The following is a 17,409-nucleotide window of genomic DNA, read 5'->3' on the forward strand; positions in this document are numbered from 1 at the left end:
TAAAATGTCGATATGTTAGAATTATTACAAATATTTAATATTTGATTTAATTAGACAAAATAATAATGGAAAAGAAACGAATTAAAGCAGTATCACTAATCTCTGGTGGTCTTGATTCAATGCTTGCAACCAAGATGATGTTAGAGCAGGGTATACATGTAGAAGGTATAAATTTTTTTACTGGTTTTTGTGTTGAGGGACATACTCATGCAATTCGTAAGCAAGATAAAGAAAAACAAAAACGTAATAATTCACTATATGTTGCTGAGCAGTTAGGAATTAAGTTACATATTATCGATGTGATTGAAGAGTACAAAGATGTCTTACTGAACCCTAAATATGGCTATGGAGCTAATATGAATCCATGTCTTGATTGTAAGATTTTTATGGTTCGTAAAGCAAAAGAATGGGCAAAGGAAAATGGCTTTGATTTTATAATTACAGGTGAAGTAATAGGTCAAAGACCAATGTCACAGCGTAAAAGTACAATGCCAGTTGTTCAAAAACAATCAGGAGTAGATGATTTATTACTTAGACCTTTGAGTGCTAAAAACTTACCAGAAACAAAACCAGAAAGAGAAGGCTGGGTTGATAGATCTAAGCTAATGGGAATAACAGGTAGAGGCAGAAAAGATCAAATGAGAATAGCGCGTGAATGGGGGATAGAAGATTATGCTTCACCTGCTGGAGGATGTTGCTTTCTTACTGATAAACAATACTCTGATAAACTAGTTGATTTATGGCAAGCGCGTAATTCAAAAGAGTATGAATTTGATGATATTATGCTTCTTAAAGTAGGTAGACATATTCGTTATAAACCTGAATATAAACTTATAATAGGTCGTGAAGAAGGTGAGAATAATTATTTAAATGGCTATAAAAATCAGTTTACTCATGTGTACGGCTCATCTCATCAAGGCCCTTTAATCCTTATTGATGGTGATTTTGAAAAAGCTGATGAAGATTTTACAGCACAAATTTTAGGTAGATTTACACAGGGTAAAAATGCTGAAAGCGTAACAATGGTGTTTAACTATCTTGATGGTACTAGTAAGGAAGTTGTAGTTAAGCCAATGCCTGCTGATGAGATTAAAAAAGAGTGGTATATATAATGCAACAATTAAATTTAGAAAGACTTCTTTGCCCAATGCCAGTTATCAAAACACAAAATGCTTTGAAAGCTATGCAGTCAGGGGAGCAACTAAAAGTAGTTTGTACAGATCCTGGGACTATGCATGATATTCCAGCATGGTGTAAAGTAAATGATTATATACTTGTCAAAGCAGAACAAGTAGTAGATAAATATGAATTTATAATAGAGGTGAAATAGTGGATCATTCAGTTTTAAATGTGTTGGTTTGTCCAGTTTGTAACTCGAGTTTATATTATGACAAAGAAAATCAGCTTTTAATTTGTAAGGCTGACAAATTAGCTTATCCAATTCGTGAGAATATTCCAGTAATGTTAGTTGAGGAAGCTAAAAAACTAACGCTAGAAGAGGTAAAAAAATATGGCTAATATTCATGTTGTAATCCCTGCTAGGCTTAAATCAACACGCCTACCTGGCAAGATGCTTGCAGATATTGCAGGTAAGCCAATGATTCAAAGAGTGTATGAGCAGGTAGCTAAATCAAAATTTAAAAGCATAATCATAGCTACAGACTTAGAAGAAATAAAAGAAGTTGCAGAAAATTTTGGTGCAAAAGTAATCTTAACAAGAGAGGATCATGAATCAGGTACAGATAGGATAGCTGAGGCAGTTACTAAGTTGGGTTTTGCTGATGAGGATATTGTTGTTAATGTACAAGGTGATGAACCTTTGATTCCTATTGAGAATATTGAGCAAGCAGCACAATTATTAATTGAAAAGCCAGAAGCAGTTGTTTCAACATTGTGTGAGAGAATTACTGAAGCTGAAGACATATATAACCCAAATAATGTCAAAGTTGTTTTTGATAAAAATAACTATGCTTTATATTTTAGTAGAGCCTCAATCCCTTTTGAAAGAGGTTTCTCAGAGAATCATCAAGTTAGTATATCTGAATTTTTTAGGCATATAGGTATATATACCTATAGAGTTGGCTTTTTGAAGCACTATGCAGAGCTTGCAATATCACCAATTGAAAAATATGAAGCTCTTGAACAACTAAGAGTGTTATATAATGGTTATAAAATTGCTGTTGAACAATCAGCTAAACCAACTCCTGTAGGTGTTGATACGCTTCAAGATTTAGAAAAAGTAAGGAAACTATTTAATGTTTAAACTAGATTCTCGTTTAGAGGCAGATACTTTTGAAATTTGTGAACACTTAGATTGTAAAATTTTGCTAATGAATAATTCTATGGTGCCTTGGTTTATAGTTGTACCATTTACAGATAGAACAGAGTGGTATCAGCTTGATGATTCACAGCAATATAATATCAATAAGATTATTAATAAAATATCTAACTTTATAGTTAACGAATATAAAGTAGATAAGTTAAATGTAGCTACTATAGGTAATGTGGTTAAGCAAATGCATATTCATGTAGTAGGACGTTTCGAAAATGATCCTGTATGGCCAGCTCCTGTGTGGGGTAATATTCAGTCTAAATCATATACTGAACAAGAAAAAAACAAGTTATTAGAAAAAGTTAAAAGTATATTCTAAATAAATTGATCTTTACTAATCACCATATATATTATCTATTCTAATTAACATTTAAACTATTAATTAGTTATAATGATTATCAAACAAATTTTATTTTAAATGAGCTTGAATTTCTATGAAATTAAACAAGATATTAATAACAGTTTCAATTTTATTTCTTCCGATACATTTTTGCTATAGTTTTGCTCTAACTACTGGTGGGCAAATTAAAGATATGGCTCAAAACTATGCTGAGAAAAAATACTATAGACAATATAAAGTTGAAAGAACATATGATCGAGGGTTATCAGTAGTTCTAGGAGAGTATGTTGGTACTGGTTGGCTATCCAATAAAAAAGTAAATGAATGTACTGTGTTTGTGGCTAATCAACTTGATAATAATCTGATAAATGCTAATCCAACTGTACCTAGTATAGATGGGAAGTACAACGTGAATAGTGATAATTGTGGCGAGAATATATTGAAGCCTAAGATTAATAAGTTCATAGAGAATAACTTTATAAAAAACTACTACGATTTAGATACTATAAGCTTTCGTATAAGTATAAGTTATAACTCGTCAGAAGGTCATGATGTTGAGAGATTATCATACAAGAATGAGCATGCTTATAAAATATTTAATCAGAATAATAATTGGAACCTAAGTGCAAAAGAGTTGTTTGATAAATATAAAGGTCAGATTAAGATTGAAAATATTGTTATAGATATTTACAATCAGCCTGAAAATCCTAAAAGTATAATAAAAGCTATAGAATTTAGTTACAACCTAGATTCTTATCTACGTTATTTGACAAATAGTGACAATATAGAAGGAATGTATATTCATGTAACTTCTTTAAGTTCTCAAAAGATGAAAGATAAAGGTGGATCAAAAACTAAAGTTTATATATCGAAAGAACATCCTAGGGGAGTTATCTATAATTATTACTTAGGGATTGCTAATGCAAAAAATGAGCCACTTACAAAATCAAACATATTTGAACACGTTTATCTTACAGACTCTAATAGTGATACAGGTTATATACTTGTTAAAGATTCAAAGTATTATCAAGAGGTTGAGAAGTTAGCTAAAACATAAAATTATCATATTTAATTATAATTTATAAAAATGAGTATATTAAGTCAGTTGTTACAATATTTACAGATGTTTTATTAAAGTTTCTAACATAAATATAGTTAATATCCATACTAAGATTATCAATAGATTTTATAGGAACTCCTAGACTAAATGGGAAAATTACAAAACCTGTCTTATCATTATTACTTTGAAGGTATTCTTCGGGGGCGTTATTGGCATTTTTTATATTTAATATACTGTTATAACTTAGTCCGGCACCAACTCCTGGGCTAAAAGTTAAATAATTATTTATTCTATAAAAATATTTTAAAATACCCATGTAATTGCTATTAACTTGAGTAGCAGAATATAGATTTGAAATAGCTCCAGCATAGGCAAAATCAGCTCCAAAAGATTCAGTAAATCTATAACCAACAGCTGTAAATATAATTCCAGCTGAAGGACCTGAAGTGGCATGTCCCCAGCCACCGCTAACTCCAATAAATGGTGCTGGTTTGAAATCTTTACTATTTATATCATCAAAATTAAAGACATTGTAGTATTTCTTTTTGATTTAATATATCTTCATCTTTAAGAGATTCTGAATCAAATAATAGCACTAGCATAATCAAAGCTAAAAGGATACAAATTGTTAGTAGCCAGAGTTTTTGTAGCATTATTTATAGTATGGTAAGATGTATTTTCTCTTTAAAAGAATAGCATCTTAGTATAATTATTTATAGGTTCTAAATAATGTTAGAGATCTTTATTAAGAAATTGTATGTGTACCTTTACAAGCTTTTGAAATATAAAAAGTTGGCTTTATATTAAACTTTTTAGAATAGTTTTTTTCTAAGTATTCTATGTAATCCTTCAAAAGGTTAGTCGGCAGGAGGTGTATGGTTGAGCCTCCAAAACCGCCACCCGTCATTCTAGCTCCATAAACTCCAGCAAAACTTTGAGATAGCTCGACTAAGTAATCAAGTTCATTACAACTAACTTTATAATCATTTTTTAAAGAGTTGTGAGATTGATACATTAGTTTACCTAAATTAGCCCAATCTTTACTTATCATTGCATTAGTAGCATTTACTACTCTTTGATTTTCTGTGTAAACATGTAATGCCAGTTTATAGTCTTTGTTGTTAAAATTAGCTTTAGTATGCTCTAATTTTTCTATATTTAGCTCACGCAGGGATTTTATATTATTAAATTTAGCGATATCTTCACAAACTTGACGGCGGTTATTATAAGCAGAGTCTGCTAGATTATGTTTAATATTTGTATCACAAATTAGCACCGATAGGTTATCAAGCTCAAAAGGTATGTTGTCACAATGATTATCATTACAATCAATCATTGTTGCAGCATTTTGTTTTGAAAATAAACAAGCCATCTGATCCATAATTCCACACTTTGTACCAATATATTCATGCTCAACTTTTTGAGTAATTTTTGCAAGCTCAAGTTTAGAAATGTTTAGTTCATAAATCTCATTATAAGCATAAGCTAACGCAGTATTTAACGAAGCAGATGATGAAAGACCTGCCCCAAAAGGTAAATCACTAAAAATATAAATATCTGCTCCTTTTATATCATTATAAAAATCTAGTTTAATTATATTTATAACGCCTTTTATATAATTTTGCCATGTATTTGATACTTCTTGCTGTACTTCACTGATATTAAAAGAAGTTGATTCATCAAGATTTTCACTATAGACGTTTACAGTATCATCACTTCTTGTTGAGATAGATATAAAAGTACCTTTGTTGATAGCAAATGGCATTACATAACCATTATTGTAATCAGTATGTTCTCCAATTAAATTTACTTTGGCAGGAGAGAAAAAAACTTGAGGGTTTTTACCATAAAGTTTAACGAAATGATTGATTAAATTATCTTTGATACAGTCCATCATAATTATAGCTCTCTTAAAACTTGTGCTGCTAGCTCTGGAGCGATATCCCTTTGTGATTCTCCAAGCATTTCAAAGCCAACCATAAATTTTTTAACTGTTGCTGAACGCAATAATGGCGGATAGAAATGTGCATGAAGCTGCCAGTAATCAGACTCTGTAGCATTTATTGAACCATGCAACCCATCGAATATGGGAAGGAAGTATCAAACAGCTTGTCATATTTTACTAATAGTACTTTTAGAGCATTAGCAAGTGATTTTCTTTGCAAATTATCCAGATGATTAATATGAGCACATTTGAATTTTGGCAACAACAATGTCTCATATGGCCATGTTGCCCAAAATGGTACAACAATTAACCAGTCATCATTTTGATAAGCAATTCGATCTTTTTCCTTTATTTCTCTATTTGCATAATCTATTAGCATACTAGATTTGTTTTTCTCAAAATATTGTTGTTGCGGCTTATACTCTTTTTGAGCTTCTGTAGGTAAGAAATCACAAGCCCAAATTTGTCCATGAGGATGAGGATTTGAGCAACCCATAATTGAACCTTTATTTTCAAAAACTTGTACCCACTGATATTTTTTGCTGAGTTCATTGACTTCAGTTGCCCATAAATCTACAACTTTAGTTATATCTTCTTCTTGCATTGACGCCATTGTCAGATTATGTTTAGCAGAAAAACAAACAACCTTAGCAATACCTGTAGCACCACTTAATTGGAATAAATCATCATTTATCTCAAGTTTAGGGTCTATTTTTTCTTTAGAAAGTGCTGAGAAATCATTTTCAAATACAAAAGTTTCTTTGAAGTCAGGATTTATTTCTCCATTTGCTCGAGTATTAGTTGGACAAAGATAGCACTTATCATCATACTCAGGTAATGTATTTTTTTGTGTTTCTTCTGATTGACCTTGCCAAGGTCTATTTAATCTGTGAGGTGATACTAATACCCATTCGTTAGTCAAAATACTTTTACGACGATGGGAGGATTTTAGTTGTGAGATTGTAGCTGAAATCTTCATTTATAATTAAAAAAATGTTGTTTTGTATTTTGAGTATAGTATATCATGAGTAATTGGAATATTTAGTAAAAATTAATGTAGGAAGTTTGTATGCAGAATGAAAAAAATAAATTTTGTAGTCATTCGTGTGGCTATAATAGCAGCACTTGCTGGTTTACTTTTTGGTATGGATATTGGCTATGTAAATGGTTCATTACATTTCATATCCCAAACATTTGATTTAAGTGTGACTGAAAGTGGACATGTATCTAGTGTGTTATTATTGGGTGCTGCATGTGGAGCGTTGTGTAGTGGCTTTTTATCAAAGTATTATGGTCGTAGAAAAGTTTTGTTAATTACAGCAGCTATATTTTCTATATTTACAATAGTGTGTATTTTAGCACCTAATTATGAAGTATTTATTTCATCAAGATTTATTTTAGGTATAGCAGTAGGTATAGCTTCATTTATAGCTCCATTATATCTATCTGAGATAGTACCTAAAGAGTTTAGGAGAGCACTTATAGCTTTGTATCTGTTAATGATTACTATTGGTTTATTTTTGGTTTTCTTGACAAACTCTGCATTAGAAAGTACTGGTTCATGGAGAATAATATTAACGGTATTAGCAGTTCCATCTGTGATAATTTTTTTTGGGTGCTTGACGTTACCAAGAAGCCCTAGATGGTTAGTATTAAAAGGTAATAATGAAGAAGCTGCATTAGTTCTGAAGAAGATAAGATCAAGTGAAGCTAGAGCTCTAGAAGAGCATGAAGAAATTAGACAAACAACTGATACAGGTATTAGTATTTTTTCTCTACTAAAGCAAAAGTTTTTTATAAAAGTAGTATTGCTAGGTATTGCTCTACAAGCATTTCAACAATTTACAGGGATGAATGCTTTTATGTATTACTCAACTGATATTTTTAAGTTAGCAGGATTTACTAACCCTTCAACATCTACAATAGTAATTGGTTTGCTTAATATGTTGACTACGTTCTTAGCGATTAAGTATGTCGATAAGTTTGGACGTAAGCCTATTTTATACTTTGGTTTAAGTCTACTTATTACATCATGCCTAGTAGTAGGGTTTATATTTAAAGCGCACTTTGCATATGGTCAACCAATGGTTTTATCTCAAACACTACAATGGACTGCTTTAATTTTTTGTTTATTGTTTATTTTTGGATTTGCTATATCTTGTATAGTTTGCTTACTATTTGTGAAGTTTTTTGTACCAGAGACAAAAGATGTTTCATTGGAAGAAATTGAAAATAATCTAAGAGTTGGCAAGCGTCTAGCTAAGATTGGTAGTTAATTTTATAAATTATTGAGTAACTAGAGAGGTTGAAATATGGATGCTCATCAGGAATATAAAAAGATAGTCTATCTAATAGCAACAATAGCTGCATTGGGAGGTTTGCTATTTGGTTTAGACCAGGGTTTTATCGGTAATGCGGGTGATACTCTTAACAGACTTTATGGTTTGGATGCAAAGGCTGCTGGTAGCTTTAATGCTATATTAGCAACTGGAGGCATATTAGGTACTATTTGTAGTGGTTTTTTTACTAAATTTTTTGGTAGAAAAAACACGCTAATGATTGCAGGATTTGCTTTTCTTGTTGGCGCTTTGGTTTCATCATTTTTGCCTCCAATAAACATACTAACATTTTGTAGATTTCTACTTGGTTTTGGTGTTGGTTTAGCATCTTTTGCAACGCCATTATATCTTGCTGAAACTGCCCCTACAAAGATAAGAGGTTCGATCTCAACATTATTCCAGTTAATGATTACTTTTGGTATATTATTGATTTCTCTGACTAACATAATTATCGTAATGTGGTTAGGTCATGAAAAAATTTCATTATCTATGATGTTTAGTGTTATTACTGTTTTTGCATTTTTGATGTTTGTTGGATGTTTCTTTTTACCAAAAAGTCCAAGATGGCTATTATCCAAAAGTAGAGACCAAGAAGCTCATAAAGTTCTGACTAAACTAAGAGCTGCTCATGAGATTGATGCTGAAATAGCAGAAACTAAAAAAGTTCTTAATACAGATTATGGCTCTGTAGTAGAAAGTTTAGCTAAGAAATACTTTTGGAAAATACTGATTGTTGGTGTAATCATTCAAATGTTCCAGCAGTTAGTTGGTATTAATATGATGATTTATTATGCACCACATTTTCTATCAGATGTTGGACTTAATATATTAGTAGCGGCATTAGCAGTATATTTAGTTAATTTCTTATCTACATTCCCGGCTATCAAATGGGTTGAAAAATGGGGTAGAAAAAAACTTTTAACTGTTGGTGCTGTTGTAATGATGTCATCACTAATAGTTTCTGCAGTTTGTTTCTATTTCATTAAACATACTCAAGATCCAGCTGATTTTATTAAGTATGTATTACTTATATCTTGTTTGGTATATATTTTTGGTTTTGCCTGCTCATGGGGGCCTGTTTCATGGACTCTTTGTTCTGAGATTTTCCCTATTAAAACTAGAGAAATAGGCATGACTGTTACAACTGTTGTTAACTGGACGTTTGCAGGAGTTGTGATTGCTAATTCAAATGTTATTATGACTAAAGTAGCATTTGGTGATGTTATTATTTTCTTGGTTTATGCTGCCTTCTGTTTAGCTTCTATATTCTTCTTAAAAATGTTTGTCCCTGAAACAAAAGGTACTAGCTTAGAGAAGATTGAAGATAATCTTACTTCAGGTAAAAAACTACGTGATTTAGGACACTAGTGCTTTTTAATAAAGTTGTATATTTTTATCAAATAATGTATTCTTAGCTTTGTAATTACTGATAGTTAAATCAAAAAGATAAGGAACTATAATTATGAAAGCTTCAGCTAGACATTTATTAGTACAATCAGAGTCTGAGTGTCAACAAATTAAAAAAGATATATCTGAAGGTAAAATAACTTTTGAAGAAGCAGCTAAAAAACATTCTCTATGTCCATCTGGAGCTAGAGGCGGTGATTTAGGTACTTTCTCACAAGGTCAGATGGTTCCTGAGTTCGATAAAGTTGTATTCAACGATGAACTTCACAAAGTTCATGGTCCTGTTCAAACTCAATTTGGTTATCATTTATTAGAAATTACATCTCGCGGATAATTTTAAATTTCTCATAATTTTCAAATTATTAAATAAATTTCTCATATAAAAATTTACGGATAAAAATGAATTCTGAAACTAAAAAAGATTTTAGTCAGCTTGGGCTGAACCAAGATATTATAGATACTGTTATAAAATTAGGATATGAAAATCCAACACCAATTCAACAGTATGCTATTCCATATATCTTATCGGGTAGAGATGTGCTTGGTCAAGCGCAAACGGGTACAGGTAAAACAGCGGCTTTCGCATTACCTTTAATAAACAATATGGATTTAGAATCTAGAGATAGAGCTCCACAAGTTCTGGTACTAGCTCCGACAAGAGAGTTAGCTATACAAGTAGCAGAGCAATTTGAAGCTTTTGCTAAAAATATACCGAACCTAAATGTTGTATGTATCTATGGTGGTCAAGAATATGGTTCTCAAATAAGAGCACTTAAGCAAGGTATAAAAGTTGTAGTTGGTACGACTGGTCGTGTAATGGATCATATCGAAAAAGGTACATTACAGCTGGATAATCTAAGAGCATTAGTATTAGATGAAGCTGATGAGATGCTGAGAATGGGCTTTATTGATGACGTTAGATATGTTCTAAGTCATGTATCAGATGAGTGTCAAAGATTACTTTTCTCAGCGACTATTCCTACTGATATAGCAGATATTATTCAAGAATATCTAAGAAATCCTTGTAAGATACAAGTAAAAGCAAAAACAAAAACTGCAAATACTGTGACACAAAAGTTCATAGTGATTAAAGGTTTTAGAAAGATAGATGCGTTAGATAGATTGCTTGAAGTTGAAGAAACTGATGGTGTTATTATCTTTGTTAAAACTAAGACAAGCACTATTGAAGTAGCTGATAATCTAAAAGCCCTTGGTTATAGAGTAGCGGCTATTAATGGAGATATGCAACAATCTCAACGTGAATATATAGTTGACCAATTTAGAAGCGCTAAATCTGATGTTTTAGTAGCTACAGATGTTGTTGCTAGAGGTATAGATCTTGAGCGTATTAGTCATGTAATTAACTATGATATGCCTAATGATTCTGATACGTATGTACATAGAATCGGTCGTACAGGTAGGGCTGGACGTGAGGGTACTTCAATTTCTCTAGTTCCTTTGAAAGAAATGAGATTTCTGCGTATTTTAGAGAGATTTACAGGCTCTCCAATGCAAGAAGTATTTATGCCAAGTGCAAAAGATTTAGCACAAAGCAGAATAGATCATTTCAAAACTCGAGTAGCTTCGGCATTAGATAAAAATAAATCTCTAGATAATTATAAAGAGATTATTACAAGTATACGTGATGAGCTAGAGTTAGACTCAGACTCAGAAGAACTTTTAGCTGTACTTACATTATTAGCTCAAGGTAAGAAATCATTCTTCCCGAGAGAAATACAAGCTAGAGATGATAGACCTCAAAGAGATAGAAATTTAAGAGGCAACTCTAGAGATGGACGCAGAAATGATAGATTTGAGCATAGAGGCGATCGTAATGATAGAAATAGTCGTTCTGATAGATCTGATAAATTTGAGAGATCAGATAGGTCTGATAGAAAACCTCGTAGAGCTGTAAATATTGATTTGACTACATATAAGCTTGAAGTTGGTCGTGATAACGATGTTCAGCCAAGAAATATAGTCGGTGCTATAGCTAATGAAGGAAATATTGATAGTAAGCATATCTGTAATATATCTATCCAAAAAGATCATACATTAGTAGATTTACCAGCTAACTTATCTCCAAAGGTTATAAGTCATCTGAGAAATGTTTGGGTTGCGGGCAAAAAATTAAATCTTACAGCTCAATAATATTAACTTCTTATATTCTCAAATAAATAATTTCTTGTGTATTATTCTATTTACCTCTCTAAAGTTGTATAATTCATCGAACTATCTATACAATAATTTTCTCTATAAATGAGTAACTATATTTTTATAGTTTCTGCGCCTTCTGGTGCCGGTAAAAGCTCCCTATTAAAAGCTTTTTTAGAAACTGAAATTGGCAAAGAAAATTTTGCTGTTGTAACATCACATACAACTAGAGATCCTCGAGTAGGAGAAACTAATGGTAAAGAGTATCATTTTGTTTCAATTATAGAGTTTGAAAAGATGTTAGATGCTAATGGTTTTATCGAATATGCAAAAGTTTTCAAAAATTACTATGGTACATCTAAATCTGAAATAGATAAATTACTTGCGCAAGGCAAAAATATAATTCTTGAGATTGATTGGCAAGGTGCCCAACAAACAAGATCTATATATCAAGGCAAGGCAAAGAGTATATTTATTTTACCTCCATCTATGGATGAGTTGAGAAAGCGTTTAGAAGCTAGAAATACAGATTCTAAAGAGATTATAGACTATCGAATGAGTCAGGCTGAGTCTGAAATCTCTCATGCAGATGAATATGATTATCAACTCGTAAATGATGATTTTAGTCAATCATTAGAGCAACTATGTAAATATTTCGAAGATAAATATCCAAAGCTAATAACTAAGGAGACATTTGGATGTTAAATCAAAAACTTATAAAAGACAAAATATCACAAGCTAGACAAGAATTATCTAGTTTGAAAATAAAAGATACTGAAAAGCAACAATATATGCATGAAATACAAGAGTTATTGAAACAGCATAATGCTTGCTTAGTAGCACATTATTATGTTGATTCAGAAATACAAGAATTAGCAGAAAAAACTGATGGTTTTGTCGGAGATTCGCTTGCTATGGCAAAGTTTGGGCTTGAAAGTGAATGCGATACTCTCGTGGTTGCGGGTGTTAGATTTATGGGAGATTCTGCTAAGATCCTAAGTCCTAAGAAAAAAATTCTTATGCCAACTTTAGAGGCGGAGTGCTCGCTAGATTTAAGCTGTAGTAATGATGAGTTTAAAAAGTTTATAGAAGCTAATCCTGATAGAGAAGTTGTTGTATATGTTAATACATCTGCAGAGATTAAAGCTCTAGCTGATTGGACGGTGACATCATCAAATGCTTTGGAAATATGTTCACATCTGCATAAACAAGGTAAAAAACTACTTTGGGGGCCTGATAGATTTTTAGGAGATTGGATCATAAAACAAACTGATGCTGATATGCTACTATATGATGGTAGCTGTATAGTACATGAGGAGTTTAAAGCACAAGCGCTTGATGATCTTATGCTTGAGTATCCTGATGCTGCGGTTTTGGTACATCCTGAGTCACCTGCTGAGATAATAAAAAGAGCCGATACAGTAGGATCAACTTCTCAATTAATAGCTGCAAGTAAAGAGATGGATAATTATAAGTTTATCATAGCAACTGATACAGGTGTGTTTTATAAGATGAAACAGTTATCACCACATAAACAATTTATTCCAGCACCTACAGCAGGTCGTGGTGCAACATGTCAATCCTGTGCAAAATGTCCATGGATGAAGTTAAATCAACTTAAGAATCTAAAAGATTGTTTGATTAATCAAGATAATGAGATATTTGTAGAAGAAACAGTGCGCCAAAAAGCTCTTATTCCTCTAAAAAGAATGATAAATTTCTAAGGAAGTGTTATGTCTGAAATAATGTTAAATACTAATCAGATTACTAGTGTTCCAGAGAATGTTATTAAAAAATTAGTAGCAGCATCTTTAGTCGAAGATATTGCAGATGGTGATATTACTGCTCAGCTTGCCGAAGATGTAGATACGACAGCATTTTGTATTACACGTGAAGATATGGTCTTATGTGGTAAAGAGTTTGCTAATGAAGTCATAAATCAAGTAGATAAAAATATCCAGATAATATGGTTTTATGATGATGCAGACAAAATATCTGCTGATGCGAAGATTTTTGAGCTTAGAGGTAATGCTAGGAGTATTTTAACGGTAGAGAGAGCAATACTTAATTTTATTCAGATGCTCTCCGCTACAGCTACGGCAACGAATAATTTAGTTAAATTGATTGCTGATTATAAGACAAAGCTTCTTGATACGCGTAAAACTATTCCATGCTTTCGTATGGCTCAAAAATATGCTGTTAAATGTGGCGGAGGATTTAATCATCGCATAGGTTTATTTGATGCATATTTGATAAAAGAGAATCACATCCGTTCAGCTGGCGGCATTGCAAAAGCTGTTTCAAAAGCTGCTCGTTTACAACCTACAAAAACCATAGAAGTTGAGGTGACTAATCTTGAAGAGCTAAATCAAGCGATTCAAGCTTGTGCTAATATCATTATGCTAGATAATTTCTCAATTGAGGATATAAATAAAGCAGTCAAAATTGCTAAAGATAAGGTAGCGCTTGAAGTATCAGGTAATATAGATAGTAACTCTATAGTCGAAATAGCTAAAACGGGTGTGGATTTTATATCTGTAGGAGCAATTACTAAACATATTACAGCGATAGATTTATCTATGCAGGTTCAATTATAACAATGATTACTAAAAAGCATAATGTAGTTGTAGTTGGCGGAGGATTAGCTGGTATAGTAGCTACTATTGAGTTAGCTGAGCATGGATTAAATGTGGCTTTGATTTTTGATCAAAAATTAAGCCATAGCGCAAGCTCGTATGCTCAAGGTGGAATCGCAGCAATAGTTTCTCAAGAAGATACTATACAATCACATGTAAACGATACATATATAGCTAGTGGTAAGATTGCAAATCTTGATAGTATTACAAAAGTAGTGACAGAATCTAATTCTGCAATTTCGTGGTTAGAAGAGCATGGCGTAGAGTTTGATAGAAAATCAGATGGTGAATATAGTTTACATTTAGAGGGAGGACACTCTTTAGCAAGAATTTTGCATATCAAAGACTATACTGGTCGAGCTGTTATTACTAAGTTGTACGAAAATCTTGATAGATTAAAAAATATCACTATATATGCCGAACATAATGTTATTGAATTAATAAAAAAAGATAATAAATGTATAGGTTTATATACTCATAACGTAAATCATAATGTGACTAAGTTTATTTCAAAGAAAGTAATATTAGCATCGGGAGGTGCTTCAGGACTATATAAATATGTAACTAACGCAACTGCCGGCACTGGAAGCTCTATGATAATGGCTTATGATATTGGTTGTGAGCTTGAGAATTTAGAATTTACACAATTTCATCCAACGTGTTTTTTTGCTCGAAATGGAGATCCTGTATTAATATCAGAGGCTATTCGTGGTAGTGGAGCAGTACTAGAAACTGAGAAGGGCTTACGAATAATGAAGTCAGTCCATGAAAGACAAGATCTAGCCCCTAGAGATATTGTTGCACGACAAATATACATAAATATGCAAGCTGGAAGAGATATTTATCTAAATGCTACCCACTTGAGTTCTAGTCAATGGCAAGAAAATTTTCCGTACATATATCAGAAGTTATTAGATAATAATATTGATCCTACAAATGATAGAATCCCAATATCTCCAGCAGCACACTATAGTTGTGGGGGGATTGGTGTAGATAAATATTCTCAAACAAATATCGATGGACTTTATGCGGTTGGTGAGGTTTCTTGTACTGGTCTTCACGGAGCAAATAGGCTTGCGAGCAATTCACTATTAGAGTGTATTGTGTATGCACTTGCAGCGAGTAAACATATTTCAATAAATATAAAAGATACTTATCTAGAAGACAATCAACAGTTAAAATTAGTTGAATCTAATTATGATTATACAAAACAAATAACTTATATACGTCGGTTAATGTGGGATAGTGTTGGATTAGTCAGAAAGCAAAACGAGTTAATAAATGTTTATAAAGAGCTAGAAGTATTAGAAAAATCTATTGCCCATAATCATGATTTAGAAAATTACGACCTAAAATTAGAGGCATATCGTAAAGTACTCAAGTTAGCTAAGCTCTCTGTAGAACAAACAATAAGTAGAAAATATAGTGTAGGAAGCCATTTCTTAGAGTGTAATATTAATTACTCTAATAATATAGTTCTTGGAATAGCACTAGCTATAAATTAATTACAAACGATAAAATTTAGTAGATTATTACTAATAATACAGTATCTTATTTAAATTATTTCTTATTCATTTTCCATAGTAGGCTACTAATGTAAGCTCGTCTATTTTCTTTACAAGCCACCATTAGCAATTTAGTAATTTTTAGACTATGTGCATCAGAAAATAAAATAATCAGCATTTCTCTAATATAGTTAGTATCTAAAGTAATGTAGTTATCCGTACCGATACCTAGTTTGATACCTTTTTTCTCCCACCAGCTGAAAGGGTGGTCTTTGTAGTCTGGAATAGCTGTAGTTAATTTGAGATTAGAAGAAGGAAGACCAACAACGCCAATATTTTTACTGATAATTCTATTTAGAACATCATGTTGATATCTTTCTATTTCAATAGCTGTATGGAATTTTATTTTTGTAAATTCTAAAATTTCATCAGAATTTAGTTTTACTCCATTTATAATTTTATCTCTAATTGAGGAGTTATTTTCATTCCAATGAATTTCTTGTATCTCTCGATATTCCATAGATTTGTTATCAAGGGGCTGAGAGTTTTGATTAAGTTTTAAAACCTTTTGTAGTAATCTTTGAAAGTAATAGTTTGGATTGATACCTATTGATAGGCCATGCTCTAGCGTATCAATATTCCAAATATTTAGAGCATTATCAACTGCTTGAACGCCTTTTTTTAGTGTATAGAAAGTCTCTCCGTGGTGCGAGCGAATTTTAAAACCATAATATTGCAGTTTTCTAATTCCTTGTTTTAATGTTTCAAAATGGGCTTTTTTGTAGATATTTTTTTCATCACCAACAGTATCTATATCTTTCATTACATTCTGTAGAAATGGATACTTTTCTAATATATCGATTAGACAGTTTACTTGGTATTCAAAACTTTCTTTTTTTATTTTAAACTTTGTAGCATCAAAAAAATTAGCTTCTTTTCTAAATGATGGAGAAAGCACATAACCAAAATCTGGATATTCTTTTTTGAATTTTTCAAAGCCTTCATAAAGTCCAAGAACTACATCCTCTTCTGTTGCTAAATCCTCATTTAAAATTGCTTCTTTTTCATCACTTGTAGAGCGTGATAGTGTGAATTTAAGCCTAATACTTCCAACATTATATTTATGATATAGTTCACTAGCCATGTGATAAGCAGCATCTATATGATCTTGTTTTGTATTGAGAATAATTTTTGCAAGATATAAAAGATCTAGATATCTTGAGAATTTTTCACCATCTTTTAAAACTATAAGTTTTTCAACATCTTCTACAGAGTTTATTGGTAGTGCATTTTCGCCATAGATATTTACTATTTTTTGGCTATAGATATTACCATTTTTACCATCTAAAAGTTTCTTGAGGCGTGGGTAAATAAACTCTGCTGAGAGAGAGCCTGTTAGGTGAATATGTTCTTCATGATATTTAAGTGGGAAACTCTTTAAAAAGCCATAAAATGCTATACCAATTGGGTGATTTAGTAAGTCTTCTATATCTAGCTCATCATTATTAAATAATTTGAGTTTTTTTATGAAATCTTGAAGGCATTGCGATTCATGTTCATCTAGATTCCCATAACTTAGTAATTCAAGAGAGTTAAATATTGATAAACCATTTGTTTCAATAATTATTTTATTTAACTTTTTATTTAGAGAGTTAATTTCAGACATTGATTTAATTAGTTAAAATCTTTTT

17 protein-coding genes and 1 pseudogene are annotated in these 17,409 nt (G+C 31.7%); 14 read left to right on the forward strand and 4 right to left on the reverse strand.

Annotated features, from left to right (window positions below; all coding sequences use genetic code 11):
• Positions 1-65: 65 nt before the first annotated feature.
• From FNO12_RS04240 to FNO12_RS04265, 6 genes are all read left to right on the forward strand, one after another.
• A complete protein-coding gene (locus FNO12_RS04240) occupies positions 66-1,112 on the forward strand; it encodes a tRNA (5-methylaminomethyl-2-thiouridylate)-methyltransferase (RefSeq protein WP_014715354.1) in 1,047 nt (348 codons plus the stop codon).
• Complete coding sequence (locus FNO12_RS04245; protein ID WP_014715355.1) at positions 1,112-1,330, forward strand: sulfurtransferase TusA family protein; 219 nt, start codon at positions 1,112-1,114, stop codon at positions 1,328-1,330. The genes FNO12_RS04240 and FNO12_RS04245 overlap by 1 nt, the downstream gene beginning before the upstream one ends.
• The gene (locus tag FNO12_RS04250) at positions 1,330-1,518 is read left to right on the forward strand and encodes a Trm112 family protein (protein ID WP_014715356.1); all 189 of its coding nucleotides are present in this window, start codon (positions 1,330-1,332) and stop codon (positions 1,516-1,518) included. Before FNO12_RS04245 ends, FNO12_RS04250 begins: the two co-directional genes overlap by 1 nt.
• On the forward strand, positions 1,511-2,263 hold the full coding sequence (gene kdsB / locus FNO12_RS04255; protein ID WP_014715357.1) for a 3-deoxy-manno-octulosonate cytidylyltransferase: 753 nt from the start codon (positions 1,511-1,513) through the stop codon (positions 2,261-2,263). Before FNO12_RS04250 ends, kdsB begins: the two co-directional genes overlap by 8 nt.
• The gene (locus FNO12_RS04260; protein WP_014715358.1) at positions 2,256-2,651 is read left to right on the forward strand and encodes an HIT domain-containing protein; all 396 of its coding nucleotides are present in this window, start codon (positions 2,256-2,258) and stop codon (positions 2,649-2,651) included. The genes kdsB and FNO12_RS04260 overlap by 8 nt, the downstream gene beginning before the upstream one ends.
• 115 nt (positions 2,652-2,766) lie before the next feature.
• On the forward strand, positions 2,767-3,729 hold the full coding sequence (locus FNO12_RS04265) for a hypothetical protein (protein ID WP_014715359.1): 963 nt from the start codon (positions 2,767-2,769) through the stop codon (positions 3,727-3,729).
• A gap of 22 nt (positions 3,730-3,751) precedes the next feature.
• On the opposite strand, the gene FNO12_RS10455 is transcribed toward FNO12_RS04265, so the two are convergent.
• The 3 genes and pseudogenes from FNO12_RS10455 to FNO12_RS04280 all read right to left on the reverse strand — a co-directional run bounded on the left by FNO12_RS10455 (position 3,752) and on the right by FNO12_RS04280 (position 6,656).
• Entirely contained in the window at positions 3,752-4,048 is a 297-nt protein-coding gene (locus FNO12_RS10455; protein WP_014715360.1) for a hypothetical protein, read from the reverse strand.
• Between the two features lie 429 nt (positions 4,049-4,477).
• The gene (gene galK, locus FNO12_RS04275) at positions 4,478-5,629 is read right to left on the reverse strand and encodes a galactokinase (RefSeq protein ID WP_030005578.1); all 1,152 of its coding nucleotides are present in this window, start codon (positions 5,627-5,629) and stop codon (positions 4,478-4,480) included.
• 2 nt (positions 5,630-5,631) lie between these two features.
• A pseudogene (locus tag FNO12_RS04280) lies at positions 5,632-6,656 on the reverse strand (UDP-glucose--hexose-1-phosphate uridylyltransferase).
• A gap of 97 nt (positions 6,657-6,753) precedes the next feature.
• On the opposite strand from FNO12_RS04280, the gene FNO12_RS04285 reads away from it, so the two are divergent.
• From FNO12_RS04285 to nadB, 8 genes are all read left to right on the forward strand, one after another.
• Positions 6,754-7,953: a sugar porter family MFS transporter gene (locus FNO12_RS04285; RefSeq protein WP_014715361.1), complete on the forward strand. Its 1,200-nt coding sequence runs from the start codon at positions 6,754-6,756 to the stop codon at positions 7,951-7,953.
• Positions 7,954-7,989: 36 nt separating this feature from the next.
• Positions 7,990-9,384 carry a sugar porter family MFS transporter gene (locus tag FNO12_RS04290; protein ID WP_030005579.1) on the forward strand — a complete coding sequence of 465 codons (1,395 nt, stop codon included), beginning with the start codon at positions 7,990-7,992 and terminating at the stop codon, positions 9,382-9,384.
• A 94-nt stretch (positions 9,385-9,478) separates the two neighbouring features.
• Entirely contained in the window at positions 9,479-9,757 is a 279-nt protein-coding gene (locus FNO12_RS04295) for a peptidylprolyl isomerase (RefSeq protein WP_004287850.1), read from the forward strand.
• Between the two features lie 65 nt (positions 9,758-9,822).
• Positions 9,823-11,574 carry a DEAD/DEAH box helicase gene (locus FNO12_RS04300; RefSeq protein WP_014715362.1) on the forward strand — a complete coding sequence of 584 codons (1,752 nt, stop codon included), beginning with the start codon at positions 9,823-9,825 and terminating at the stop codon, positions 11,572-11,574.
• A gap of 108 nt (positions 11,575-11,682) precedes the next feature.
• Positions 11,683-12,282 (forward strand): guanylate kinase, encoded by a 600-nt coding sequence (gene gmk, locus FNO12_RS04305; RefSeq protein ID WP_014715363.1) that lies wholly within the window; start codon positions 11,683-11,685, stop codon positions 12,280-12,282.
• Complete coding sequence (nadA, locus tag FNO12_RS04310; RefSeq protein WP_014715364.1) at positions 12,276-13,301, forward strand: quinolinate synthase NadA; 1,026 nt, start codon at positions 12,276-12,278, stop codon at positions 13,299-13,301. The genes gmk and nadA overlap by 7 nt, the downstream gene beginning before the upstream one ends.
• Before the next feature lie 9 nt (positions 13,302-13,310).
• The gene (gene nadC, locus FNO12_RS04315; protein WP_014715365.1) at positions 13,311-14,174 is read left to right on the forward strand and encodes a carboxylating nicotinate-nucleotide diphosphorylase; all 864 of its coding nucleotides are present in this window, start codon (positions 13,311-13,313) and stop codon (positions 14,172-14,174) included.
• 2 nt (positions 14,175-14,176) lie between these two features.
• Positions 14,177-15,718, forward strand: a complete 1,542-nt coding sequence (gene nadB, locus FNO12_RS04320; protein WP_014715366.1) for an L-aspartate oxidase — start codon at positions 14,177-14,179, stop codon at positions 15,716-15,718.
• Positions 15,719-15,773: 55 nt separating this feature from the next.
• Here nadB and FNO12_RS04325 read toward each other — a convergent pair whose 3' ends face one another.
• Positions 15,774-17,384, reverse strand: coding sequence for an amidohydrolase family protein (locus tag FNO12_RS04325; RefSeq protein ID WP_030005580.1), 1,611 nt, complete (start codon positions 17,382-17,384; stop codon positions 15,774-15,776).
• Positions 17,385-17,409: the final 25 nt, after the last annotated feature.

Origin of the sequence: Francisella orientalis FNO12 (assembly GCF_001042525.2) — a bacterium.
GTDB classification, from domain to species: Bacteria; Pseudomonadota; Gammaproteobacteria; order Francisellales; family Francisellaceae; genus Francisella; species Francisella orientalis.